This window comes from Streptomyces sp. JL2001 (genome assembly GCF_050917515.1).
Classification (GTDB): domain Bacteria; phylum Actinomycetota; class Actinomycetes; order Streptomycetales; family Streptomycetaceae; genus Streptomyces.
In genome coordinates this window covers 4,254,194-4,277,054 of the sequence record NZ_CP169421.1, presented here as the reverse complement: position 1 = coordinate 4,277,054, position 22,861 = coordinate 4,254,194, and the positions used below count along the sequence as shown (strand labels likewise).

The following is a 22,861-nucleotide window of genomic DNA, read 5'->3' as shown; positions in this document are numbered from 1 at the left end:
CGCGCGTTCATACTGGTTTCGGCCGTGTGTGCCGCGGAGTGAGGGCGAGAACAGTGGCGGAGCCGGAGGGCCCCGAGGACCGCAAGCCGCAGTCGGACGAGGCGCGCAGCGCTTTCACCCCGCCCGCCGGGGTCGAGCAGCCTGTGCCGCCGGAGGAGGAGCATCCGACCTCCGAGTTCGCCGTGCCCGAGGGCTTCCATCCGGAGCCGGCGGCGGAGCCGGAGGGGTCGGCGTTCGCCACGCCGTCGACGTATTCCGTGAAACAGGCGCCGGCGGCGTTCACGCCGGCGCACGGCATCCCGCTGGCGAAGCTGCCGGTGGACGCGCCGTGGCAGGACCGGATGCGGACGATGCTGCGGCTGCCGGTGAGCGAGCGTCCGGTGCCGGAGGCGCGCAAGGAGGACGAGTCCGGGCCGGCCGTGGGGCGTGTCCTCGACCTGACCCTGCGCATCGGGGAGCTGCTGCTGGCGGGGGGCGAGGCGGCGGAGGACGTCGAGGCGGCGATGTTCGCGATCTGCCGCTCGTACGGGCTGGACCGGTGTGAGCCGACGGTGACGTTCACGCTGCTGTCGATCACGCACCAGCCGTCGCTGGTGGACGATCCGATCACGGCGAACCGGACGGTGCGGCGGCGGGGCACGGACTACACGCGGCTGGCGGCGGTCTACCAGCTGGTCGCCGACATCAACGCGGAGGCGCACGAGGTCACGCCGGAGGAGGCGTACCGGCGGCTGGCGGACATACGGCGTAACCGGCACCCGTATCCGGGCTGGGTGCTGACGGCGGCGGCGGGCGTGCTGGCGGGTGCCGCCTCGGTGCTGCTGGGCGGTGACACGATGGTGTTCTTCGTGGCGGCGCTGGGCGCGGTGCTGGGCGACCGGCTGGCGTGGCTGTGCGCGGGGCGCGGGCTGCCGGAGTTCTACCAGTTCCTGGTGGCGGCGATGCCGCCGGCCGCGATGGGGGTGCTGCTGACGCTGCTGCACACGGATCTGAGGCCGTCGGCGGTCATCACGGGTGGCCTGTTCGCGCTGATTCCGGGGCGGGCCCTGGTGGCGGCGGTGCAGGACGGTCTGACCGGCTTCTACATCACGGCCTCGGCCCGGCTGCTGGAGGTCGGGTACTTCTTCGTGGCGATCGTGGTGGGTGTGCTGTCGGTGCTGTACCTGGCGGTGCAGTTCGACGCGCAGCTCAATCCGGAGGGCGCGCTGAGCGCGGTCGAGCGGCCGGCGATTCAGATCGTGGCGGCGATGGTGCTGTGCGCGACGTTCGCGATCCTGTTGCAGCAGTCGCGCGAGACGGTGGTGTTCGCGACGCTGAACGGTGGCGTGGCCTGGGTCGTGTACGCGTCGATCGCGGTGACGGCGGACGGGTCGGCGGTGATGGCGACGGCGGTGGCGGCGGGTCTGGTGGGTCTGTTCGGGCAGCTGATCGCCCGCTACCACCACACGTCCTCGCTGCCGTACGTGACGGCGGCGATCGGGCCGCTGCTGCCGGGTTCGGCGACCTATTTCGGGGTGCTGGCGATTGCGCAGAACAACCTGGACCAGGGTTTCGCGTCGCTGGCCAAGGCGGCGGCCCTGGCGCTGGCGATCGCCATCGGGGTGAACCTCGGAAGCGAGCTGGCCCGGCTGTTCATGCAGGCCCCGCGCGCGGCGGCGGCCCGCCGGGCGGCGAAGCGGACGAGGGGCTTCTGAGCCCTGTCGGGACCTTCTTGGCGGGATCCCGGGGAGCGCCGCCTGCGGGGCGCCCGCGCGGTCGTCCCGTACGAGGCCTCGACGCAGGCGTCCCGCGGGCTCGCAGGGTGCCTGCGGGGCCGCGGGACGCGGGAGGGTCCGGCCGGGGGGCCTAGCGCTTGGCGTGCCGGCCGCGCTCCGTGGAGGCCGGGGAGTCGCCCTGGTCGCCCTGGGCGCGGGCGGCCTTCTTGCTCTGCGAGCGGGCGCGGAGGAACTCGATCGCGATCGGGATGACCGAGATGAGGACGATCAGGATGAGGATCGCCTCGATGTGCTCGTGCACGAAGTCGATCTTGCCGAGGGAGGCGCCCAGGAGGGTGACCCCCACGCCCCAGAGCAGACCGCCGACGATGTTGAAGATGATGAACGAGCGGTAGTTCATCCGGCTCACGCCGGCGATGATCGGCGTGAACGTGCGCACGATGGGCACGAAGCGGGCCAGGATCAGCGACTTCGGGCCGTGCTTCTCGAAGAACTCGTGCGCCTTCTCGACGTTCTCCTGCTTGAAGAGCTTGGAGTCGGGGCGCTTGAAGAGGGCCGGGCCCACCTTGCGGCCGAAGAGGTAGCCGACCTGGTCGCCGATGATCGCGGCGAGCGCGACGAGGGTGCAGACCAGCCACAGCGGCGTGTCCAGCTTGCCGGTGGTGACCAGCAGGCCGGTGGTGAAGAGCAGCGAGTCACCGGGCAGGAAGAACCCGATGAGCAGGCCGGACTCGGCGAAGACGATGACCAGGACACCGATCAGACCGAAGGTCTGGATCAGGTAGTCCGGGTCCAGCCAGCTCGGTCCGAGGGCAAGCGTGTTCACGGGTTCCGGGCTCCTGCTCGGTCGGTGGGGGCGGGGGGTACGGCCGCCTCAAGGTATCAACGCATTCTTTCGGGTCCGGGTTCCACCGGCCCCCTCCAGGATGCGGCAGGGCGTGGAGCGCCCGAGGCTGGGGGCCAGGAGGTGGATGCGCATGGGCATCGAGGATTACGGCGGCGGGCAGGGTCCGCAGTCCGATGTGCTGGTCGTCACGACCAACGACGTCCCCGGCTACCAGGTCCAACAGGTGATCGGCGAGGTCTTCGGGCTCACCGTGCGGTCCCGGCATCTGGGCAGCCAGATCGGCGCGGGGCTGAAGTCGATGATCGGCGGTGAGCTGAAGGGTCTGACGAAGACCCTGGTCGAGACCCGCAACCAGGCGATGGAACGGCTGGTGGAGCAGGCGCGGGCGCGCGGCGCGAACGCGGTGTTGATGTTCCGCTTCGACGTGACCGAGGCCGCGGACGTGGGCACGGAGGTCTGTGCCTACGGCACCGCGGCCGTGATCGCCCCCCGCGGCTGATCCGGGGCGCGGTCGCGGGGCGGGCGCCGTGGGCGGGCGGAGCCGGCGGCCGTGCTCCTCCGCCCCTGCCGCCGGCCGGGCGGACGTGCCGGGCACCCCCTGCGGCCGCCGTGCCGCGTTCGCGCGGACGGCGGTGCGGAGGTGTCCGGCACGTCCGCCGTGGGTTCGAGTCGCCGACGCGCCGTGGGTGCCTGCCCGAATCTCGGGATGTTATGCGGCTTTTGCTCACATATGGTGAGCCGGTGGTCACTGATACACCGTCATCCGCGTCCGCGCCCGTGCCGCCGGCCCCTCTGCGGGTGCTGCTGCCGCAGATCCTGCCCGCCCTCGTGGTCGGCGTGGCCGCGAGTCTGCTGTTCCTGGGGATCAGCGTGGCGGCCGAGGAGTTCCAGCACGTCCTCTGGGAGACCCTGCCGGACGCTCTCGGCATCGGCGGCTACTCGTCGCTCTGGATGATCGTCATGCTCACCGCCACCGGCATCGCGGTCGGGCTGGTCGTCTGGAGGATCTCCGGGCACGCCGGGCCCGACCCCGCCTCCACCGGACTCGGCGACGCCCTCATGTCCCCGCGGGTCGTCCCCGGCCTGCTGCTCGCCACGGCGCTCGCGCTGGCGGGCGGGGTCAGCCTCGGCCCGGAGAACCCGATCATCGCGGCCAACATCGCCCTCGCCTACTGGCTCGGCACCAGGGCCCGGCCCTCCCTGCCGGGCGCCCTGTGGGTCTCGCTCGCCTCCGCGGCCACCATCGGCGCCCTCTTCGGGACCCCCGTGGCGGCCGCCCTGGTCATCTCCGAGGCCCTCACGCACGCACCCGGCCCCGGATCGCTCTGGGACCGGCTCTTCGCCCCGCTGGTCGCCGCGGGAGCCGGGGCGATGACCACGACCCTGCTCGCGCACGCCAGCTTCGACCTGTCGCTGCCCCCGCTGAGCGACCCGGGCTGGGGCGACCTGCTCGCCGCGATGGTCATCGCCACCGCCGCGGCCGTCTTCGGCCTCGTCGCCTGCTACGCCTTCCCCTACGTCCACCGCGCCTTCCACCGGCTGCGGCACCCGATGCTGATGCTGCCGCTCGGCGGCCTCGTCCTCGGCCTGCTGGCGACGCTCGGCGGGCATCTGACGCTCTTCAAGGGCCTGCACGAGGTCAAGACGCTCACCGAGGACATCGGCGACTGGACGCCGGGCGAGCTGAGCCGGATGGCCGTGGTCAAGCTCGCCGCCCTGCTGGTCGCCGCGTCCTGCGGCTTCGTCGGCGGCCGGATCTTCCCCGCCGTGTTCATCGGCGTCGCCTTCGGCCTGCTCGCCCAGGACCTCGTCCCGGAGATCGCACCGGCCGTCGCCGTCTCCTCCGCCGTGCTCGGCGTCCTCCTCGCGACCACCCGGCAGGGCTGGGTGAGCCTCTTCATCGCCGCCGTCCTCGTCGCCTCTCCCCCGGTGCTCCCCCTGCTCTGCCTGGCCTCGCTGCCGGCCTGGCTGGTCGTCACCGGGCGGCCCCAGCTCGAACTCGATCCGTCCGGTGCCTCCCTGCACTGACACCCCGTCCGAAGGAGTCTCCCCATGCCTCTGCACAAGGGCCCCGGCGAACCCGGGGCGGACCGTCGCCTCGCCCTCAACCCCTTCTACGGGCTGGCCAACCCCATCGGCGGGATGACCGACGCACCCCCGCACCACCGTCTGCCCGACGGGCCCCTGCCGCCCATGAGCGCGTACCAGCTCGTCCACGACGAGCTGATGCTCGACGGCAACTCGCGGCTCAACCTCGCCACGTTCGTCACCACCTGGATGGAGCCGCAGGCCGGGGTGCTGATGGCGGAGTGCCGCGACAAGAACATGATCGACAAGGACGAGTACCCGCGCACCGCCGAGCTGGAGCGCCGTTGCGTGGCGATGCTGGCCGACCTCTGGAACGCACCCGACCCGAACACCGCCGTCGGCTGCTCCACCACCGGCTCCAGCGAGGCGTGCATGCTCGCCGGCATGGCCCTCAAGCGCCGCTGGGCCCAGCGCAACGGCGACCGCTACCCCGGCAGCGCCCGGCCCAACCTGGTGATGGGGGTCAACGTCCAGGTCTGCTGGGAGAAGTTCTGCAACTTCTGGGAGGTCGAGGCCCGCCTCGTGCCCATGGAGGGCGACCGCTTCCACATGGACGCGCAGTCGGCGGCGGACCTCTGCGACGAGAACACCATCGGAGTCGTCGCCGTGCTCGGCTCCACCTTCGACGGCTCCTACGAACCCGTCGCCGAGATCTGCGCCGCCCTCGACGCCCTCCGGGAACGGACCGGCCTCGACATCCCCGTCCACGTGGACGGCGCCTCCGGCGCGATGATCGCCCCCTTCCTCGACGAGGACCTGGTCTGGGACTTCCGGCTGCCGCGGGTCTCCTCCATCAACACCTCCGGCCACAAGTACGGCCTGGTCTACCCGGGCGTCGGCTGGGCCCTGTGGCGCTCGCCCGCCGAACTGCCCGAGGAACTGGTCTTCCGGGTCAACTACCTGGGCGGCGACATGCCCACCTTCGCCCTCAACTTCTCCCGGCCGGGCGCCCAGGTCGTCGCGCAGTACTACACGTTCCTGAGACTCGGCCGGGAGGGCTACCGGGCCGTCCAGCAGACCAGCCGCGACATCGCCCGCGGGCTCGCCGAACGGATCGAGGCGATGGGCGACTTCCTACTGCTGACCCGCGGCGACCAGCTGCCCGTCTTCGCCTTCACCACCGCCCCCGAGATCACGAACTTCGACGTCTTCGACGTCTCGCGGCGGCTGCGCGAACACGGCTGGCTCGTCCCCGCGTACACCTTCCCCGCCGACCGGGAGGACCTGTCCGTCCTGCGCGTGGTCTGCCGCAACGGCTTCTCGGCCGACCTCGCGGACCTCTTCGTCGACGACCTGAACCGGCTGCTCCCCGAGCTGCGCGCCCAGCAGCACCCGATGAACCGCGACAAGTCGGCGGCGACCTCCTTCCACCACTGAAGGCCGCCACCGAAGGCCATCAGGGCCACCGGGGGCGGGGTGCGCCGCCCGGCGCACCCCGCCCGTCACCGCCGGGGCGGGAACCGGCCGCTCAGCCGCTCAGGCGCCGGAACCTGCCGACCGCCAGCGGGAAGAAGACCGAGAACAGCACCACCGGCCACACCACCGCCGCCATCACGTGCCCCGGCTCCCCGCCCGGGTTGCCGAAGAGGTCACGGACCGCCGTCGCCGTCGCCGACATCGGATTCCACTCCACGACGGAGGCCAGCCAGCCCGGCATGGACGCGGGAGAGGCGAAGGCGTTGGAGAGGAAGCCGATGGGCCAGACCAGGATCTGCACCGCCTGGACCATCTCCGCCCGGCCCGCGACCATCGCGAGGAAGATCCCCATCCACAGCATCGCGAACCGCAGCAGGAGCAGCAGCCCCAAGGCCCCCACGAAGGCGCCGAATCCGCCGTGCGCGCGCCAGCCGATGGCGTAGCCGACCCCGGTCATCAGCAGCAGTCCGGCCGTCGACTGGAGCATGTCCGCGGCCGAACGCCCCACGAGGACCGCGCCGTCGGCCATCGGCATCGAGCGGAAGCGGTCGATCACGCCCTTGTTCAGGTCCTGGGTGACCGCCGTCATCGTGCCTTCGAGCCCGAAGACCATGGTCAGCGTGAGCATGCCGGGCACGAGGAAGTCGACGTACTCCCCCTCGACCCCGCGCCCGCCGCCGACGAGGTAGCCGAACATCAGCAGCATCATGACCGGGAAGACCAGCCCGACCAGGACCTGTACCGGCTGCCGCGCCCAGTGGGCGAGTTCACGCCGGGTCATGGTCCAGCAGTCGCTCACCACGTAGGCCGCGCTCATGCGGCCACCTCCTTCGCGTCGGTCAGGTGGAGGAAGACCTCGTCCAGGGTGGGCCGCCGGACGGCGATGTCCTCCGCCTCGATCCCGGCCGCCTCCAGGGCCCGTACGGTCTCGGCCAGTGCGGCCATCCGGTCCCGCACCGGGGCGCTGATCCGCCGCCGGTCACGGTCGACGGCCGGTTCCGCCGAGGGGAGCAGCGCCGCCGCCTCGTCCAGCCGCCGGGCGTCGCGCAGCACGACGTCGATCCGGTCGCCGCCGACCCGGGCCTTCAGCTCGTCGGCGGTGCCGTCGGCGACGACCCGCCCGCGGTCCACCAGCGAGATCCGGTCGGCGAGCTGGTCGGCCTCCTCCAGGTACTGCGTGGTCAGCAGGACGGTCGTGCCGCCGCCGACCAGGGAACGCACCGACTCCCACACCTCGTTGCGGCCGCGGGGGTCGAGTCCGGTGGTGGGTTCGTCGAGGAACAGCACGTCCGGCTCGGTGATCAGCGAGGCCGCCAGGTCGAGTCGGCGGCGCATGCCACCGCTGTAGCGGCCGACCGGTCTGCGTCCGGTCTCCGTCAGCCCGAAGCGTTCCAGCAGTTCGTCGGCCCGGGCGCCCGCGCGCCGTGCGCCCAGGTGGTGGAGCCGGCCGAACATCTCCAGGTTCTGCCGGCCGCCGAGTTCCTCGTCCACGGCCGCGTGCTGGCCGAGCAGTCCGATCCGCCGCCGGACCTCGCCCGCCCGGGTGCGGACGTCGAGCCCGGCGACCCGGACCGTCCCCTCGTCGTGGCGGAGCAGGGTGGCGAGGATCCGCACCGCCGTGGTCTTGCCGGCGCCGTTGGGTCCGAGCACGCCGTGCACCGTGCCGCTCCCGACGACCAGGTCCAGGCCGTCGAGAGCCTGCTTGTCCCCGTACCGTTTGCGCGCGCCCTCGACGACGATCGCGTCAGTCATCCGTGGCCCTCCAGCCGTCCCACACAGTAATCAAATTTGACTACTTCACTCACACTAACCCGCCGGACTTCATTGGTCAAACTTGAATAGTCACCCCGGGCCGGTCATCCTTCGCGTCAGGACTCCGCGTCGCCCTCACCGTCGCCGCCACTCGTCGCGTACGGGTTCTCCTGCCCCTCCGCGAGGACGCCGACGAAGGGCTCCCCGCCCTCCCCGGCGAAGGAGTACGCGCCCGCCTCGATCCGTTCGATCAGGCCGAGCGTCCACTCCTTGCCGGCGTCGGCCGAGTGGACCCACAGGTGCATGATCTCGCCGATGTGGCCCAGCTGCCCCGGGCCTCCCTCGGGGGTGTAGTACTCGGTGACGGTGGCCCGCCACGCGTCGAGCCCCTGCACCCGCCGCCGCAGCAGCTCCACCACCTCCGCCCGCGGGAGGTCGACGATGAAGCCGATCCCCGCCGACAGGACGTCCGTCTTCTGGTCGTGCGTGGCCAACGCCTCGCGCAGCAGCGCGAAGTACTCCTCCGTGCCGCGCTCGGTCACCTCGTACTCGGTCCTGGGCGGGCCGCCGGCGGTGCTCGGCGCGATCTCGTGGGCGCGGAGCAGCCCCTGCTTCTCCATCTGCTTGAGCGCGTGGTAGATCGAGCCGGGCTTGGCGTTGGACCACTCGTGCGCGCCCCAGAACTCCAGGTCGTTGCGGACCTGGTAGCCGTGGGCGCGGCCGTGCTGACGCACCGCGCCCAGGACAAGAAGCCGGATCGCCGACATCCGCCCACCTCCTAGTCAATTTTGACTAGGGTACGTGGGATTCAGTGCCCCTGCTCCAGCGCCACCAGCTCGAAGGAGGTCCGGCCGTCCAGGGACTCCCGGATGATGTCCGCGTGGCCGGCGTGCCGGGCGATCTCCTCGACCAGGTGCAGCATCAGCCAGCGCATCGAGACGGCGCCGTCCTCGGGGAACCAGGGGGCCGGCGGCAGCGGGAAGGTGTCGTCGAGGGCGGGCACGGCGAGGATGAACGCCTCGGTCTCCTTGGCCACGTCGTCCCAGAAGGCCAGCACGTCCGGGATCGACTCGCCCTCGACGAGCCGGAAGCTGTCCCCCCAGGTCTCCTGGGTGCGCTGGCGCTCGTTGGGGCGCTGCTGGGCCAGCCGAAGCCAGTTGAGCTCCATCTCCGCCACATGCTTGACCAGCCCGGACAGGCTCAGCTCGCTGGCGCTGGGGCGGCCGGCGGCCTGCTCCTCGGTGAGTCCGAGGACGGAACGGCGGACCGCCGCGCGCTGGGCCTCGACGAAGTTCAGGAGCGTGCCGCGCTCGTCGCCGGGAGCCGCCGCGGGAACGTGGGTGACCATGGGTGTCCGCCTCTCAGGGGTGTGCCGGGTGCACGGCCGGGGGCCCTGCGCCTTCCCGACAACCCCCACGCTACGGAGGCTTGCGGACAACTACGGTCCGCAACTCGGCGCGGGTGGGTGACGTCCCGGGGAACGCCCCGCGAGGGACCTCCCGGGAGCCCCGGCCGGACACTCCCGCCGGGGCCGGGGGGTCAGAACGGGAAGCGGCTGCGGCCGTGCTGGACCGAGATCCACTTCTGGGTCGTGAAGGCGTCGATCATCGAGTCGCCGTTCAGCCGCCCTATGCCCGAGTGCTTCTCGCCGCCGAACGGGACGATCGGCTCGTCGTGCACGGTGCCGTCGTTGATGTGGATCATGCCGGTGTGGATCCGCTTGGCGATCCGCACCCCGCGCTCGACGTCACCGGTGTGGACGGCGCCGCTCAGCCCGTAGGGCGTGTCGTTGGCGATGCGCACCGCCTCGTCCTCGCCGTCGAAGGGGACGATCAGCGCCACCGGGCCGAAGATCTCCTGGCTCAGCACGGGCGCGTCGGGCGCGATGCCGGTGAGGACGGAGGGCGAGACGAGATTGCCGTCCACCGAGCCGTGCAGGAGGGCCGTCGCGCCGTCCTCGACGGTCTGGTCGACGAGCGCCGAGACGGACTCGGCCTGCTGGGAGTTGATGAGGGGACCGATGTGCGTGGCCGGGTCGGCCGGGTCGCCGACGCGCAGGGTCGCGACCTTCGCCGTGAACTTCTCCGTGAACTCCTGCTCCAGGGTCCGGTCCACGAGGATGCGGTTGGCGGCCATGCACACCTGGCCCTGGTGGACGAAGCGGCTGAAGACGGCCGCGTCGACCGCGTAGTCGACGTCGGCGTCGTCCAGCACGATGAGGGCGCTGTTGCCGCCGAGTTCGAGGACGGCGTGCTTGAAGTGCTGCGCGCAGACCGTGGCGACGTGCCGCCCGACCTTGTCCGAGCCGGTGAAGGAGATGACCTTCGGGACCGGGTGGGTCAGCAGCGCGTCGCCGATCTCGGCGATGTCGGTCACGACGACGTTCAGCAGGCCGGCCGGAAGACCGGCGTCCTCCAGGACCTTCGCGACGAGCGTGCCGCCGCAGATCGGGGTGTTCTGGTGCGGCTTGAGGACGACGGCGTTGCCGAGGGCGAGCGCGGGGGCGACCGACTTCAGCGACAGCAGGAAGGGGAAGTTGAAGGGGGAGATGACACCCACGACGCCGACCGGCAGGCGGTAGACGCGGTTCTCCTTGCCGTCGACCGGCGAGGGCAGGATCCGGCCCTCGGGGCGCAGCGCCAGCTGGATCGCCTCGCGCAGGAACTCCTTGGCGAGGTGCAGTTCGAAGGCCGCCTTGAGGCGCGTGCCGCCGAGTTCGGCGACGATCGTCTCCGCGATCTCCTCCTCGCGCTCCTCGACGATGCGCAGCGCGCGCTCGAAGACGAGACGGCGGGAGTACGGGTTCGTCTCGGCCCATGCCGTCTGGGCGCGCTCGGCCGCCCGGTAGGCGCGGTCGACCTCTTCGGCGGTGGCGACGGTGATCGAGGCGAGCTTCTCCCCGGTGTACGGGTTGAAGTCGATGATGTCCCACGATCCGCTGCCGGGCTTCCACTCGCCGTCGATGTACTGGTGGGCCAGGTCGGTGAAGTAGGACATAGGACGAGACCCCTTAACCCGCGGTGGCGGACGTCGGCACGGACGTGAACTGATGTCACGTCATCGTACTTACGTATCAGGAGAGTTGAAGGAGTCCCCGGAGAAGATCACGGGTTTCCGCGGGATCGGGGCTGTCCTCCTGGAGACGCTCCATCACCCGGGTGTACTGACCGACCTCCTCGCGCTTGTCGAGGTAGAGGGCGCTGGTGAGCTGCTCCAGGTAGACGACGTCGGACAGGTCGGACTCCGGGAAGCTGAGCATGGTGAAGGCGCCGCTCTCGCCGGCGTGGCCGCCGAAGCTGAAGGGCATGACCTGCAGGGTGACCGAGGGGTGCTCCGAGACCTCGATGAGGTGCTTCAACTGGCCGCGCATGACCGAGCGGTCGCCGTAGGGCCGGCGCAGGGCGGCCTCGTCGAGGACGGCGTGGACGCGCGGGGCGCGCTCGGAGACGAGGATCTTCTGGCGTTCGAGGCGCAGGGCGACGCGGCGGTCGATCTCGGCGCGGGAGGCGTCCGGCATGCCGCGGGTGACGACCGCCTGGGCGTACGCCTCGGTCTGCAACAGGCCGTGGACGAACTGGACTTCGTAGACGCGGATGAGCGAGGCGGCGCCCTCCAGGCCGATGTAGGTCTGGAACCAGCCGGGCAGTACGTCGCCGAAGCTGTGCCACCACCCGGCCACGTTGGCCTCGCGGGCGAGCCCGAGGAGCGAGTCGCGCTCGGCCTCGTCGCTGACCCCGTAGAGCGTGAGCAGGTCCTCGACGTCCCTGGCCTTGAAGCTCACCCTTCCCAACTCCATACGGCTGATCTTGGATTCGGAAGCACGGATCGAGTAGCCGGCCGCCTCACGGGTGATGCCACGCGATTCGCGCAACCGCCTCAGCTGCGAGCCCAGCAGGATGCGCCGTACGACACTCCCACTCGTTCCGCTCGATTCGACTGCGGTCACGACTTGAGCCTCTCGTTCACGGTCTCGGGCCCCGGATTCTGCCACTAAACGCTTCAGCCCGTACACATTCGATTACGGAAAGAGGGCAACTTCAGGGCGACTTCACGATCAAGGCGAAAGGAGGTGACAGAAGATATCCACAGAATCGGCGCGTGGCCGGACAGGTCCGGCGCGTGCACGTGCATCTGCCCTTGCATCCAGTGGGCGCATTCGGAACCATGGACCCCGCGCGGCTGCGGACTCGATCGTGATGCAGCGGTGCAGCACCCTTGACAGCACCTCAAGCACGACGCCGTCGCACCACAGCCGCGATTCCCGGGAGTGCCTCGCATGGGGACGAATGGATCGACCATGCTCGAGCCGTTACGGCAGGGGCTTCCGCCGATCGATCCCGCCGCCGTCTCCAACTCCGCCTCCTGCGCGCTGCCTCCTCGCTACGAAGCGGTGCGCGGCGCACGGAAGTTCACGCAGTCGACGCTGACGAACTGGGACCTCGCCGACCGCTTCGACGATGTCGCGCTGGTCGTCTCCGAGCTCGTCACGAACGCGCTGCGCCACGCGATGCCCGCGGACGCGCCTCAGGAGGAGGGCCAGAACCCGCCCGTCCGGCTGCACCTGATGCGGTGGACCGGCCGGCTGGTGTGCGCGGTGCGCGACCCGAGCCACAAGAGCCCGGAGGCCCGCGCGGCCGAAGGCGACTGCGCGGCGGAGTCCGGGCGCGGGCTGTTCCTGGTCGACTCCTTCAGCGACAGCTGGGGATGGCACCCGCTGGCCGGGACCCTGCACGGCAAGGTGGTGTGGGCGCTGTTCCGGCTGGGGTCGGAATAGCGGCGACCGCGCCACGATCGTGGGTCACCGAGATCGACAGGGCCCCGGCGACCGCCGGGGCCCTTCGCGCGCCGTCCGGCCACAGGGCGGGCCCTGATGACTCGGCGCGTACGGGGCGGGCGCCCGTGCAGCTTCGCGTGCGGGAAGTCGCCGTCCACCTCAGACCAGGTGGTCGAACTCCCCGTCCTTGACGCCGAGCAGCAGCGCCTCTATCTCCGCGGGCGTGTAGACGAGAGCCGGCCCGTCGGGGTGGCGCGAGTTGCGCATCGCCACGTTCCCGCCCGGAAGCTTGGCGAACTCCACGCAGGACCCCTGGGAGTTGCTGTGCCTGCTCTTCTGCCAGACGACACCCTCCAGTTCGGTGGCCGCCATGCCGTTGTACGCACGATGCGCCTGGTGCATTGGAAGCTCCCCGAGTTGCTTGATGCAGGTGTCAACTTCCTCGGATCATAGCTGTGTTCATATGCCAATGCATGAGCAGATGCACGTGCACGCGGGGTGGCGTGTCGACTACGCGACTCAGCGTGCCAGCGCCCTACCGACGGGTACGGCACGGGTGCCGCACCCGTGGCGATCTTCACCGCCGCGGGCGGTACGCCGTTGCCGGCGCACACCCGCTCCGGTCACCCTACGACTTCCGATCTTGGCCGGGTCGGCGAGGAACCGCCGCGGCAGGTCCGAGCCTTGCGGTCGATGAAGAGGACGCCGTCCCGGCCCGGCTGGTTGGCTCGCGGGCTTCACGGGTTCGCGAGGGGACTCCGGCCGCGCGGGCGGCACGGGCCGGAGTCCCGGGAATGCGGCGTCAGGCGGCCTCGCGCCGTCCGTACCGCCGCTCGAAGCGCTCCACCCGGCCGGCGGCGTCGAGCACGCGGGCGGTGCCGGTGTGGAAGGGATGGCTCGCCGACGAGATCTCGACGTCGACGACGGGGTAGGTGCGGCCGTCCTCCCACTCGACGGTCCTGTCGCTGCCGAGCGTCGAGCGGGTGAGGAAGGCGAAGTCGGCGGCCTTGTCGCGGAAGACGACGGGGCCGTAGGCGGGGTGGATGGCGTGCTGCACGGGTCAGCGCTCCTCTCGGAAGTCGACGTGACGCCCGGCTACCGGGTCGTACTTGCGCAGGGACAGGCGGTCGGGGTCGTTCCGGCGGCTCTTGCGGGTCACGTAGGTGTAGCCGGTGCCGGCGGTGGACCGGAGTCTCACGATCGGGCGGATCTCGTTGCTGGCCATGCCTGTAGAGTAAATGAAAACGATTCCCATTGCCAACAACTTCGGAGAGAGGGAGGTCACCCTTGTCCGCCCACTGCCCGCCGACCGTGGCGCGGCCCGGTCTCGGCCGCCGCTTCCCGCACCCCCGGCACCGGACGTCCGGGGTCGCCATGGCCCGGATCTCACGCCGGCTGCGGGCTCTGTGGTTCCAGGGCCGCCGACAGCTCGTCCAGTGCCTCCAGGAGCATCCGCGCCCCCGTCCGTAGCAGCGGGTCCGGCGGGGCGTCCCAGGTCGCGACCGTCTCCCGAAGGTCGTCCCAGTCGGGCTCGCCGCGCTCCCGTACCACCTTCGCGCCCCGCTCCGTCGCCCGGCGCAGCGCCTCGGCCAGCGTCGCGGCGGCGGGCACGGCCGGGGCGCCCCGCTCCGGCAGGTGCGCCTCCATCAGCATGACGATCCGGCCAAACTGGGCCAGGGCGTGCTCGGCGTCCTCCGTCGCCGCGTGCGACAGGCCGCGGTGGCGCACCGGCTCGTGCGTCGCCCGCACCAGCGCCTCCTGCCAGGCGATCCGGGCGGCCCGGGTGGCCAGCAGCGCCTCCCGGACGTCGGGGCAGACGCTGCCCGCCGGGTCGGCGTAGTGGGCGACGACGGTGGCGGCGTAACGGCCGTCCGCCACCAGCCAGTCGGCGAGCCGGCCCCGCAGCCGGGGCGTCTCCCAGGCCGGATAGAGGGCGTAGCCGAGCATCGCGAGGACACCCCCGAGAAGCGTCAGGATCACCCTCTCGCGGACGGTCTGCGCCCACTCCGAGCCGCCCATGCCGAGGAGGAAGACGACGTACGCGGAGACGCAGACCTGCGTGACGACGTACCCGGTGCGCATCAGCAGGTACATCCCGAAGGCGCAGCCGACGGCGAGCGCGGCGGAGAACCACATGTCGGGGTGCGCGCCCTGGACGACGGCCGTGGCCAGGGCGACGCCGACCAGGGTGCCGCCGAAGCGGGCGACGGAGCGCGCGTACGTCTGCGTGAAGTCGGGGCGCATCACCATCACGGAGGCCATCGGCGCCCAGTAGCCGTGGCCGAGCGGCAGGGCCGAGCCCAGGACGTAGCCGACGGCGGTGACGGCGGAGACGCGGATCGCGTGGCGCAGGATCGGGGAGTCCCGGCGCAGCTCGGCGCGCATCGCGGCCAGGACGTCCGGGGTCAGCGCCAGGAGGCTGGGGCGGGCGCGGGCCGCGGCGGCCGTCTCGGTGCGGGGCTCGGCGGTCTCCACCACGTCGTCGAGCAGGGCGGCGAGCCGCACGGCGGCCCGGCGCGACGGGCCGTGCAGGATCCCGTGGGTGTCGGGGGTGCGGAGGGCGGCGACGGCGGCCGGCGGCAGCTCGACCGGCTCGCCGTGGCGGATCGCGTGCGCCGCGGCGTCCAGGATCGCGCCCGCCGCGCCGAGCAGCTCGCGGACCCGGCCGCGTTCCGTGCCCTCGGCGGGGACCCCGACGGCCGGGTCGGCGAGCGAGGCCAGCACCGGGCGGATGCGTTCGGCCAGGCCCCGCGCCCCGTGCAGCTCCGCGGGGCGGCGGCGGGCCTGGCGCGGGGTGACGGCCGCCGCGCTGCGGGCGGTCATGAGCGGGACGGGATCGAAGGGCGCGGTCGGGTCCTGCCGCAGCCGCCGGGCGTAGTCCGCCTCGGCGGCGAGCGCGTCGGCGAGCGCGTCCCGGTGGGCTCCCCAGCGGCGGACCGGCAGGAGGACGACGAGCGCGGCCTGGACGAGACCGCCGACGGCGATCATGGCGGCGTGCCCGGCCGCCTCGGCGACGGAGGTGGGGAGGGTGACCGTGACCAGCATGATCGCGACGTTGGAGGAGGCGATGATGCCGACCGTCGGGCCCGCGGTCCAGGCCAGCCCCGCCCCGAAGGTCCACAGGACCAGCAGGGCCAGGAAGAGCCCCGGGTGCGCGCCGGCGCCGGTGAGGTAGCCGAGGAAGGTGGAGACGGCGAGGCTGGCGCCGGAGGCGAGGGCCAGGGTCGGGCGGGGGCGCCAGGAGCGCTGGAAGGTGGCGATGGCCGCCTGGAACGCGCCGAAGGCCGAGGAGGCGGCGACGCCGGGACCGAAGAGCGCGAGCGAGCCGCCGACGACGAGGGCGAGACCGAGGGCGCCGCGGGCGGCGACCAGGGGTTCGAGCCGTCGGCGCTCGACGGCCATCCCGGAACGGGCGGTCTTCCGCAGCGCCCGAAGCCAACTCATGGCCGCGAGCCTATCCGCGAACCATTACGTACCGGACATTGCGGGCGCGGACCCGGAGCGGGCGGGTCCCGGTGGGCCGCGGCGGGCCGCCCGGCCCCTGCTTCGCCCGCCGGGCCTCCGCCGCCCGCCCGGCCCCTGCTTCGCCCGCCGGGCCTCCGCCGCCCGCCGGACGGCCGCTCCGCCCCGGGGTCAGTCTCCCGAGGGGACCTCGGGCCGGCCCCGGTTCAGCCCGGCCCGGTCCGCCGCCGTCGTGCCGTGGTCCCAGCCCGCCTCGTCCCAGGCCGCGCGGACCCTGGTGGTACGGGTCTGCGGGAACATCTCGTCCGTCCGGGCCGTGACCGCGACCTCGCGCGAGGCGAGGGCGGGCAGCAGCGTCGGCGCCTCGGCCGCGACCCGCCGCGAGGTGCTCGCCAGCCGCCCGCCGAGCCGGTTCGCGTACGCGAGGAGGAACGACTGCCGGAAGGACTTCGTACGCTTGCGGCCCCCCGCCCGCTGCTCGGCCTCCGCCTTGGCCATCGCCGACATCCCCTGCACCAGCAGGGAGGTGTACAGCAGCTCCACCGGCCCCAGGTCCGCCTCGAAGCCGACCACGGTCGAGAAGCCGTAGGTCTCGTTCCACACCGCCCGGCAGTGGTTCGCCGTCGCCACCGCGTCCAGCAGGATCGCCTTGGCCTGCTCGTACGGCGGCTCCACGCCGATCCGCACCGCCCCGGGCGTCTCCCCCGCCGGGCCCTGGGCCCCCGCCGCCAGCGCCGCCTCGTCCAGGCTGTGGCGGGCCATCAGTTCCTGCGCCTTGGCCGTCAGGGCCTCGGCCTCCTCCGGGTAGCCCGTCGCCTCCGCCTTCGCGAGCAGCGCCCGGATGCGGGTCAGCATCCGGGGCTCGCCCGCCGCCGGCGGCGGCAGCAGCGCGTCGCCGGGCACGGGGCCCACCGGGTCGAGGGACGGCAGCCTGACCAGCAGGCGGTACAGCTCCAGCACGGCCGTCGCGTACGAGAAGCGGTCCGCCCGCCACGCGCGCGTGTCCAGGTCCTCGATCTGCGCCGCCCACCGCGCCGGCAGCCGCTCGTATCCGGCGGTCTCCGCCGCGATCAGCGCCCCGAGCAGCCGGACGTGCTCCTCCGCCAGGTCGCGCCGGGCCAGCCGGACGACGTCCGCGGGCTGCCAGCCGCGCTCCCAGGCCCGGCGGACGAACTCCGCACCGCGCCGCGACAGTTCCACGTCCGCGGCCGGATCCGCGGCGAGCAGGGACGCGGCCGAGTCCAGCGCGGTGACCTCGTCCGTGTACAGCGCCGTACGGAAGGCGTTCTCGACCGTGCTCACGACTGCTGGGCGTCCCATTCCGCTCGGGCCCGCCCGATCACCTCGCGGTGGTCGAGCGACCAGTCGATCAGCTGCCTGATGAGGTGCGTCATGCTGTGTCCGGTCTCCGTCAGGGTGTACTCCACCTGGGGCGGGATCGTGGGATGCACCGTCCGCGTCACCAGCCCGTCCCGTTCCAGCCGGCGCAGGGTGAGGGTGAGCATCCGCTGCGAGATGCCCGTCACCAGCCGCTGCAGCTCCTTGAACCGCCGTGTGCCCGCGGCGAGTTCGACCACGACGTGCACGGTCCACTTGTCGCCGAGCCGGTCCTGCACGTCCCGGACCCCGCAGTCCTCCGCGCACGAGACGACCGGCGCGGCGGTTACCTCCGTGTGCCCCACTGACACGAATGTGCCTCCTTCCGAGATCCCCCGCCCCCCACCATGCTGGCAGGCGTCACCACCCACCGGCGAAGACAGGGGGAATCATGCTGCTCGTGACCGGGGTCTCCGGCGGGCTGGGCAGGCTCGTCGCGGAGCGTCTCGCGGGACGCGACGACGTCGTCCTCGGCACCCGCGCGGGCCTGCCGGGGACCCGCCTCGTCGACTTCGACGAGCCGGCCACGCTCGCGGACGCCTTCGCCGGAGTGGGCACGCTGCTGATGATCTCCGCGGGGTACGGGGAGGACGACACCGTCGTCGCCCGGCACGAGGCCGCGATCTCCGCCGCCGAGCGGGCCGGGGTCGGCCACCTCGTCTACACCAGCCTCTCCGGGGACGGCGACCACCTCACGTACTCCCTCGCCCACCGCTGGACCGAACGGCGGCTGCGGCGCTCGACCGCGCGGTGGACGATCCTGCGCAACGGCCTCTACGCCGAGCTGCTGGGCCTGCTCGCCGCCCCGGACGCCGACCGGCGGGTCACCGGCCCGCTCGGCGAGGGCCGGCTGGCCGCCGTGGCCCGCGAGGACCTCGCCGAGATCGCGGCCGCCGTCGCCGTCGCCCCGGCCGCGCACGCCGGCCGCACCTACGAACTGGTCGGCGAACGCCCGCTGGGCGGCCCGGAGCTGGCGCGGGCGCTGGGCGCCACGTACGCCCCCGGCACCCTGGCCGAGGCGCGCGCCGCGCTCGCGGCCTCGGGGGCGGAGCCGTTCCAGATCCCGATGCTGACGGGTACGTACTCGGCGATCGCGCACGGCTTCCTGGACGGCTCGGGGGTACGGAGCGACCTGCGGGCGGTCCTGGGCCGGGAGCCGCGCGACCCGCTCGACGCGTTCGTGAAGGCGGTGCGGCAGGGGTAGCGGTCCGGCCGCGCCGGGCGTACGGCCGGAACGGCGGGAGCCCGCGTCCCCACCCGCGGGGTATGCCTGGCCCCACCCCCAGGACGCCCCCCAGAGGTCGTGACCGGCCAGGGGCGGGAACGGTTCGCTTGAGCCATGACCCCAAGCGCCGTACGGCTCACCGCCCTGCACCGCCACCACCGCGACGTCCGCGCCCTCGACGGCGTCGACCTCGACCTGCGGGCCGGCTCCTTCACCGCCGTGATGGGGCCCTCCGGTTCGGGCAAGTCCACTCTGCTGCAGTGCGCCGCCGGGCTCGACCGGCCCACGAGCGGGACGGTCGAGGTGGCCGGGATCAGCCTGGAGGGGCTGAGCGAGCGGCGCCTGACCCTGCTGCGGCGGGACCGGATCGGCTTCGTCTTCCAGTCGTTCAACCTGCTGCCCTCGCTGACGGCCGCCCAGAACGTGGCCCTCCCGGTGCGGCTCGCCGGGCGCCGTCCGTCCCGCACCGAGGTGCGCGAGGCGCTCGCCCGGGTCGGGCTCGCCGGCCGGGAGGGGCGCCGGCCCGGCGAGTTGTCCGGCGGCCAGCAGCAACGGGTCGCGATCGCACGGGCGTTGATCACCCGCCCGGCCGTCCTCTTCGCCGACGAGCCGACCGGCGCCCTGGACTCCACGACGAGCCGGGAGGTGCTCGGCATGCTGCGGGACCTGGTGGACCGGGACGGGCAGACGATCGTCATGGTCACCCACGACCCGGCCGCCGGGGCCCGGGCGGACCGGGTGGTCCTCCTGGTCGACGGACGGGTGGCGGGCGAGCTGCCCGGACCCACCGTCGAAGGCGTCGCGGCCCGGATGGCGGGCCTGGAGAGGGCCGGCACCACCGGGGCGGCGCGGGGGACGGCGCGGACGGGGGCCGTCGCATGCTGACCGTCCTCCTCACCGGACTGCGCGCCCGCTGGGCCGCCTTCCTCGGCAGCTTCGTCGCCCTCGCCCTCGGCGTCGGGCTCCTCACCGTGACGGGCCTCGGCCTGTCCGCCACCTTCGACGCCCCCGAGCGGGAACCGGTGCGCTTCGCGTCCGCGCCGGTCGTCGTGAAGGGCCGCGACACCCTCACCGTCGAGGTGCGGCGCGGGCCGACGACGGCCCCTGCCAACCGGAAGCTCGACCATCCACAGCCTGTGGATATCGAACTGCTGCGTGAACTCCGGGCCCGCTGGACCGTGACCACCGCGGGGGGTCCCGACGCCGTCGGCGTCGACGGCCCCGCCGACCGGGTCCGCGCGCTCGTCGGCGACCGGGCCGAGGTCCTCACCGGCGGCGACCGACGCCGCGCCGACCCCGAGCCCGAACAGGACGCCGAGGCCCTCGTCGCCCTCGACTCCCTGCTCGGCACCGCGGGCGGAGTCGCCACCTTCGTCTCCGTCTTCGTCGTCGCCTCCACCTTCGCCTTCGCGGTGGCCCTGCGACGGCGCGAGTTCGGGCTGCTGCGCACGGCCGGCGCCACACCCGGTCAGGTGCGGCGCGTGCTGCTCGCCGAGGCCGCGGCGGTCGGCGTCCTCGCCTCGGCCGCCGGCTGCGCCCTCGGCGTCCTGGCCGCCCCCTGGCAGGCGCGGATCCTCGTCGACGGGGGCCTGGCCCCCGACTGGTTCACGATCCGCGCCACCGTCCACTGGCCGCTGTACACCGCCTTCGGGACCGGAGTGGGAGTCGCGCTCGCGGGCGCCGTCGCCGCCTCCCGGCGGGCCGGGCGCGTCGGCCCCACGGCCGCGTTGCGCGAGGCGGACGTCGACACCGACGTCCTGCCGCTCGGCCGCGCGGTGCTCGGCACGGGCCTGCTCCTGGCCGGACTCGGCCTGCTCGTGTGGACCTGCGCCACCGAACCGTCCGAACTGCTCAAGCGCAAGTCGTACACGAGCCGGTCGATGCTGCTGATCGGCGGCCTCGCCCTGCTCTCCCCGCTGCTGGTCCGGCCGGTGGCCCGCCTGCTGCGGCTGCCGGGAGCGACCGCGATGCTCGTCCGGGAGAACAGCGCGGCGGCCGTCCGCCGGACCGCGGCGGTCGCCGCACCCGTGCTCGTCACGGTCGCGCTCGCCGGGTCGCTGCTCGGCTCGGCGACGAGCGTGACGCACACCAGGGCGACGGAGGCACGCGAGCAGACGTCCGCGCCCTACGTGGTGACCGGCACGGACCTGAGGCCGGTCACCGCCGCCCCCGGGTCCGCGGTCTCGGCGAGCGCCGGCACCTCCGTCTTCGTCAGGGACGGGGAGGAGGCGCTGGTGAAGTACCGGGCGCGGGCGGTGTCCGACCCGGCGGCCTTCGCGGACCTGACGCGGCTGCCGGTGGTGGCCGGGAACCTCGCCGACCTCGACGACCGCTCGATCGTCGTCAACGAGGAGTGGGAGCGGCGGACGGTCGGCACGGAGGTCGCGGTCTGGCGCGCCGACGGGAGCGGTCCGGTACGGCTGCGGGTGGTGGCGGTCCTCGCCCTCGGCACCGGCGACAACGGGCCGTACGTGACCCGGGCGAACGCGCCGGGCGCGGTGGTGGACCGGATCGACGCCCGGGGAGTGACACCGCGGGCCCTGGCCGCGAGCGGCGGCACCGTCCGTACGGCCGCCGCGTGGGCGGCGGCGACCCACCCGGTCATGAGCCCGCCGATCCGGCTGGGAATGGTGCTGGTCCTGGGCATCGCCCTCGTCTACACCCTGATCGCCCTGGCGAACACGCTGCTCATGGCCACCTCGGTACGCGGCGGGGAGCTGGCCTCCCTGCGCCTGGCCGGCGCCACCCGGGCCCAGGTCCTGCGGGTGGTGGCGGGCGAGGCCGGGCTCGCCGTGGGGATCGGGACGGCCCTGGGCCTGGCGGTCACCGCGGTGAACCTGGGCGCCCTGGGCGCGGGGCTGGCCGCGCTCTCCGCGCCGGTGGCACTGGCCGTCCCCTGGGCGGCGATCGGCGCGGCGGCCGGGGCGTGCGGGGTGGTCGCGACGGCGGCCGCAGTGCTCCCCGCGTGGCGGCTGACGCGCTGAGCGGCGATCGTGGGTGGACGGGGCGGTGACCAGGGTCGGAGCCGGGTCACCGCCCCGTCCTGCCGTACGACGGCGCGCCCGGGTGCCATGCGTCCGCAGGCCGGGGCCCGGGCAGCCGGGCCCTCATGCGCGCCGTGCCCGGGTGCCCGGGCCGCCGAGCCCGTGCCCAGGTGCCCTGCGTCCGCAGGCCGGGGCCCACCCCCGTGGGGCCCCTCGCCCGCCGGGGCTCCAGGCCCCTCAGGGGCGCAGGACGAGCTTGCCGCGCACGTGGCCCGACTCGCTCAGCTCCTGGGCCCGGGCCGCCTCCTTCAGCGGGAAGGACTCGGCCACGGTGACCCGCAGGCTCCCCGCCACGGCCAGCCCGGCCTGGGCGGTCAGGCCCGCGCGGACCACGTCGGGGGCCGCGGACAGGCCCGAGAAGACGATGCCGTGCTCCGCCGCGTCCACCGCGGCGATCGTGACGATCCGTTCCTTCTCGCCGCCCATCAGCTCGATCGAGACGGGCAGCGTGTCGTGGCCGGCGGCGTCGAAGACCGCGTCGACACCCTGCGGGGCCGCCGCGCGGACCCGGTCCGCCAGACCCTCCCCGTACGTCACCGGGACCGCGCCCAGCGACCTGAGGTGGGCGTGGTTCCGCTCGGACGCGGTGCCGATCACGGTCACCCCCGACGCGACCGCGAGCTGGACGGCCATCGAGCCGACGGCGCCCGCGGCCCCGTGCAGGAGCAGGGTCTCGCCCTCCCGCACGCCCAGCAGGTCCAGCACCCGCTGCGCGGTCTCACCGGCCACCGGCAGGCTCGCGGCCTGCTCCCAGGACAGTCCGGCCGGCTTGGGCACGAAGAGATCGGCCAGGGCGTACTGCGCGTAGGCGCCGGTCTTCGTCCAGCCGAGCACCTCGTCGCCGACGGCGACCCCCGTCACCCCCTCGCCGAGCGCGTCCACCGTGCCGGCGAACTCCAGACCGGGAACGGCCGGGAAGGTGGTCGGGTAGAACTGCTCGACCCAGCCGCGACGGCGCTTGTGGTCCACCGGGTTGACCCCGGCCGCGGCGACCGCGACCCGCACCTCGCCGGGGCCCGGCTCGGGCACGGCGACCCCGGTCTCGTGGCGCAGCACGTCCGCGCCGCCGAACTCCTCGTACACGATCGCTTCCATCTCGACCCCCTTCGTCCGGCGCTTCGTCCTCTCGGCGCCGGGATCCGCTTCGGGCCGCTCCCGTGC

At 73.3% G+C, this 22,861-nt stretch carries 22 protein-coding genes; 8 read left to right on the top strand and 14 right to left on the bottom strand.

All coding sequences use genetic code 11. The features are described 5' to 3' along the window. The first annotated feature begins 53 nt into the window (after positions 1-53). Entirely contained in the window at positions 54-1,694 is a 1,641-nt protein-coding gene (locus ACE1OA_RS19105; protein ID WP_432753116.1) for a threonine/serine exporter family protein, read from the top strand. 151 nt (positions 1,695-1,845) lie between these two features. On the opposite strand, the gene ACE1OA_RS19100 is transcribed toward ACE1OA_RS19105, so the two are convergent. Beyond that, entirely contained in the window at positions 1,846-2,541 is a 696-nt protein-coding gene (locus ACE1OA_RS19100) for a DedA family protein (RefSeq protein WP_356603731.1), read from the bottom strand. A gap of 151 nt (positions 2,542-2,692) precedes the next feature. On the opposite strand from ACE1OA_RS19100, the gene ACE1OA_RS19095 reads away from it, so the two are divergent. The 3 genes from ACE1OA_RS19095 (at position 2,693) to ACE1OA_RS19085 (ending at position 6,027) form a co-directional block, all read left to right on the top strand. Then, positions 2,693-3,061, top strand: a complete 369-nt coding sequence (locus ACE1OA_RS19095) for a YbjQ family protein (protein ID WP_356603729.1) — start codon at positions 2,693-2,695, stop codon at positions 3,059-3,061. A 242-nt stretch (positions 3,062-3,303) separates the two neighbouring features. After that, the gene (locus tag ACE1OA_RS19090) at positions 3,304-4,590 is read left to right on the top strand and encodes an ion channel protein (protein WP_356603727.1); all 1,287 of its coding nucleotides are present in this window, start codon (positions 3,304-3,306) and stop codon (positions 4,588-4,590) included. A 24-nt stretch (positions 4,591-4,614) separates the two neighbouring features. Next, positions 4,615-6,027 (top strand): glutamate decarboxylase, encoded by a 1,413-nt coding sequence (locus tag ACE1OA_RS19085; RefSeq protein ID WP_384868764.1) that lies wholly within the window; start codon positions 4,615-4,617, stop codon positions 6,025-6,027. A 91-nt stretch (positions 6,028-6,118) separates the two neighbouring features. Here the strand turns inward: ACE1OA_RS19085 and ACE1OA_RS19080 are convergent, their stop codons facing one another. From ACE1OA_RS19080 to ACE1OA_RS19055, 6 genes are all read right to left on the bottom strand, one after another. After that, positions 6,119-6,883 (bottom strand): ABC transporter permease, encoded by a 765-nt coding sequence (locus tag ACE1OA_RS19080; protein ID WP_356603723.1) that lies wholly within the window; start codon positions 6,881-6,883, stop codon positions 6,119-6,121. Next, on the bottom strand, positions 6,880-7,818 hold the full coding sequence (locus ACE1OA_RS19075; RefSeq protein WP_361311243.1) for an ATP-binding cassette domain-containing protein: 939 nt from the start codon (positions 7,816-7,818) through the stop codon (positions 6,880-6,882). The genes ACE1OA_RS19080 and ACE1OA_RS19075 overlap by 4 nt, the downstream gene beginning before the upstream one ends. Before the next feature lie 116 nt (positions 7,819-7,934). Further along, positions 7,935-8,585 carry a PadR family transcriptional regulator gene (locus ACE1OA_RS19070; RefSeq protein ID WP_356603719.1) on the bottom strand — a complete coding sequence of 217 codons (651 nt, stop codon included), beginning with the start codon at positions 8,583-8,585 and terminating at the stop codon, positions 7,935-7,937. 41 nt (positions 8,586-8,626) lie between these two features. Continuing rightward, complete coding sequence (locus ACE1OA_RS19065) at positions 8,627-9,166, bottom strand: DinB family protein (RefSeq protein WP_356603717.1); 540 nt, start codon at positions 9,164-9,166, stop codon at positions 8,627-8,629. Positions 9,167-9,357: 191 nt separating this feature from the next. Continuing rightward, complete coding sequence (locus ACE1OA_RS19060; RefSeq protein WP_356603715.1) at positions 9,358-10,815, bottom strand: aldehyde dehydrogenase family protein; 1,458 nt, start codon at positions 10,813-10,815, stop codon at positions 9,358-9,360. A 76-nt stretch (positions 10,816-10,891) separates the two neighbouring features. Continuing rightward, the gene (locus tag ACE1OA_RS19055; protein WP_356776314.1) at positions 10,892-11,764 is read right to left on the bottom strand and encodes a helix-turn-helix domain-containing protein; all 873 of its coding nucleotides are present in this window, start codon (positions 11,762-11,764) and stop codon (positions 10,892-10,894) included. A gap of 330 nt (positions 11,765-12,094) precedes the next feature. On the opposite strand from ACE1OA_RS19055, the gene ACE1OA_RS19050 reads away from it, so the two are divergent. Continuing rightward, a complete protein-coding gene (locus tag ACE1OA_RS19050; protein ID WP_356603711.1) occupies positions 12,095-12,592 on the top strand; it encodes an ATP-binding protein in 498 nt (165 codons plus the stop codon). 159 nt (positions 12,593-12,751) lie between these two features. Here ACE1OA_RS19050 and ACE1OA_RS19045 read toward each other — a convergent pair whose 3' ends face one another. From ACE1OA_RS19045 to ACE1OA_RS19020, 6 genes are all read right to left on the bottom strand, one after another. Continuing rightward, positions 12,752-12,994, bottom strand: coding sequence for a DUF397 domain-containing protein (locus tag ACE1OA_RS19045; RefSeq protein ID WP_147979020.1), 243 nt, complete (start codon positions 12,992-12,994; stop codon positions 12,752-12,754). Between the two features lie 400 nt (positions 12,995-13,394). Next, positions 13,395-13,649, bottom strand: coding sequence for a type B 50S ribosomal protein L31 (locus ACE1OA_RS19040; protein WP_361311256.1), 255 nt, complete (start codon positions 13,647-13,649; stop codon positions 13,395-13,397). 3 nt (positions 13,650-13,652) lie between these two features. Next, positions 13,653-13,817 (bottom strand): 50S ribosomal protein L33, encoded by a 165-nt coding sequence (gene rpmG, locus ACE1OA_RS19035; RefSeq protein ID WP_356603707.1) that lies wholly within the window; start codon positions 13,815-13,817, stop codon positions 13,653-13,655. A gap of 161 nt (positions 13,818-13,978) precedes the next feature. Continuing rightward, positions 13,979-16,036 carry an FUSC family protein gene (locus tag ACE1OA_RS19030; RefSeq protein ID WP_432753115.1) on the bottom strand — a complete coding sequence of 686 codons (2,058 nt, stop codon included), beginning with the start codon at positions 16,034-16,036 and terminating at the stop codon, positions 13,979-13,981. A gap of 189 nt (positions 16,037-16,225) precedes the next feature. After that, a complete protein-coding gene (locus ACE1OA_RS19025; protein ID WP_356603703.1) occupies positions 16,226-17,374 on the bottom strand; it encodes a DUF2786 domain-containing protein in 1,149 nt (382 codons plus the stop codon). Then, complete coding sequence (locus ACE1OA_RS19020; RefSeq protein ID WP_356776308.1) at positions 17,353-17,742, bottom strand: winged helix-turn-helix transcriptional regulator; 390 nt, start codon at positions 17,740-17,742, stop codon at positions 17,353-17,355. The genes ACE1OA_RS19025 and ACE1OA_RS19020 overlap by 22 nt, the downstream gene beginning before the upstream one ends. Before the next feature lie 80 nt (positions 17,743-17,822). On the opposite strand from ACE1OA_RS19020, the gene ACE1OA_RS19015 reads away from it, so the two are divergent. The 3 genes from ACE1OA_RS19015 (at position 17,823) to ACE1OA_RS19005 (ending at position 21,640) form a co-directional block, all read left to right on the top strand. Continuing rightward, on the top strand, positions 17,823-18,635 hold the full coding sequence (locus tag ACE1OA_RS19015; RefSeq protein WP_356776306.1) for an NAD(P)H-binding protein: 813 nt from the start codon (positions 17,823-17,825) through the stop codon (positions 18,633-18,635). A 135-nt stretch (positions 18,636-18,770) separates the two neighbouring features. Then, a complete protein-coding gene (locus ACE1OA_RS19010; RefSeq protein WP_432753114.1) occupies positions 18,771-19,541 on the top strand; it encodes an ABC transporter ATP-binding protein in 771 nt (256 codons plus the stop codon). Further along, complete coding sequence (locus ACE1OA_RS19005) at positions 19,535-21,640, top strand: FtsX-like permease family protein (protein ID WP_432753113.1); 2,106 nt, start codon at positions 19,535-19,537, stop codon at positions 21,638-21,640. Before ACE1OA_RS19010 ends, ACE1OA_RS19005 begins: the two co-directional genes overlap by 7 nt. A gap of 237 nt (positions 21,641-21,877) precedes the next feature. On the opposite strand, the gene ACE1OA_RS19000 is transcribed toward ACE1OA_RS19005, so the two are convergent. Then, positions 21,878-22,795: an NADP-dependent oxidoreductase gene (locus tag ACE1OA_RS19000; protein ID WP_432753112.1), complete on the bottom strand. Its 918-nt coding sequence runs from the start codon at positions 22,793-22,795 to the stop codon at positions 21,878-21,880. Positions 22,796-22,861 lie beyond the last annotated feature (66 nt).